The following is a 1,640-nucleotide window of genomic DNA, read 5'->3' on the forward strand; positions in this document are numbered from 1 at the left end:
TCGCAACCCGATACGACAAGCGCGCAGACATCTTCCTGTCCGCAATCCTTCTGGCCGCTGCAATCACTTGGTGGATCAATTGAGTCCGGACCCTAGTGCGCAATTGCGCACGGGGGGYCGGGACCCATACCGCGTGATCTATCGATTGTGCGCGGTGCCAATCCCGAACAACCAATCTTCGCCAAACTTCTCCCTGGGGTTATGGGTCCCGGCCTTCGCCGGGACGACACCGAATTTTTGGCGAACCCCGCCAACCAAATCTACGACGCCAAAAATCCACCGTCCGCCGCCAGCACGTGGCCGACGACATAGGACGCGGCGTCGGACGATAGCCACACCACCGCTTCCGCCACCTCCTCCGGATTGCCCATCCGCCGCAGCGGCAGGCCTGCGCTCACCGTCGCCACGTCACCGACGCCGGCGCGCAGCATCATGTCGGTGACGACGCGGCCGGGGGCGATGGCGTTGATGCGGATGCCGCGCGGGGCGTTTTCCATCGCGGCCGAGCGCGTCAGCGATATCGCGGCGGCCTTCGAGGCGGAGTAGAGTGAAAAGCCGGGGTTGGGATTGCGGACGCCGCTGACGGAGGCGTTGACGACGATGCTGCCGCGGCCTTGCGCCAGCATCGCCGGCAGTTGATGGCGCAGGCACAGGAACAGCGCGCGGACATTGGTATCGAACACGCTGTCGTAGATGTCGGTGCCCTGCTCTTCCAGCGGCGCGCGCCGTTCCTGGAAGCCGGCATTGTTGAAGGCGACGTCGAGCCTGCCGTAACGGGCGAGCCCCGCGGCGATCAGGTTTTGAACCTCGTCCTCCCGCGTGACATCGGTCTTGACCGCGAGCGCCGCAGCACCGAGCTCGCGGCATGCGGCCGCGGTTTCCGCGATCTCGGCTTCGCGCCGGCCCGCGACCACGATCGCTTCCGCACCGTCGGAGGCCATCCGCAGCGCCGTGGCACGACCGATGCCGCTGCCGCCCCCCGTCACCAGGCAGACCTTGCCACTCATCCGTCCGCCGGCCGGCAAAGTTCCGCTCATGGGCCACTCCAAAACGCTTGCGCGCGCCGCTGCGCGCATATAGTTGTATGATACAACTTTATGCGGAGAGTCAAGCCGTGGCTGAGCTTGCGCTGATCGACGACATTCGCGCCGCGTCGCGCCTGATGGTGCGCGAGCTCGGCTTCATGGATGCCACGGTGGCGGCGTCGGACTATCCGCCGTCGGCGGTCCACACCATTCTCGAGATCGGCATCCGCGGTCCAATGACCTCGGGCGAGCTTTGCGACTTCCTGCGCCTGGAGAAATCCAGCGTCAGCCGCATGGTGCGCAAATTGATCGACTGCGGCGAGTTGAGGGAGACGCCGGATGAGGCCGACGCACGCAGCAAGCTGCTGTCATTGACCGCGAAGGGCCGCCGCACGCTGGAGGCGCTGCACGCCTTCGGGCGACAGCAGGTGAGCGGCGCACTGGCAGCGCTGACGGCGGCTGAGCGGCGCACGGTCCGCGAGGGGATGATGCTCTATGCGCGGGCGTTGCGGCAGAGTCGGGAGGATGAGGCACAATCGGCGGCGTAGCCGCTGGTGTCGTCCCGGCGAAGGCCGGGACCCATACCGCGTGATCTATCGGTGAAGCGCAGTCGTT

Annotated in this window: 2 protein-coding genes; one reads left to right on the forward strand and one right to left on the reverse strand. The window is 66.4% G+C overall.

All coding sequences use genetic code 11. The features are described 5' to 3' along the window. Positions 1-260: 260 nt before the first annotated feature. A complete protein-coding gene (locus ACXJL8_RS40535; RefSeq protein ID WP_456622572.1) occupies positions 261-1,037 on the reverse strand; it encodes a glucose 1-dehydrogenase in 777 nt (258 codons plus the stop codon). 77 nt (positions 1,038-1,114) lie between these two features. On the opposite strand from ACXJL8_RS40535, the gene ACXJL8_RS40540 reads away from it, so the two are divergent. Next, positions 1,115-1,573, forward strand: a complete 459-nt coding sequence (locus ACXJL8_RS40540; RefSeq protein WP_456622573.1) for a MarR family winged helix-turn-helix transcriptional regulator — start codon at positions 1,115-1,117, stop codon at positions 1,571-1,573. The last annotated feature ends 67 nt before the right edge of the window (positions 1,574-1,640 follow it).

Source organism: Bradyrhizobium sp. P5_C11_2 (genome assembly GCF_054049755.1).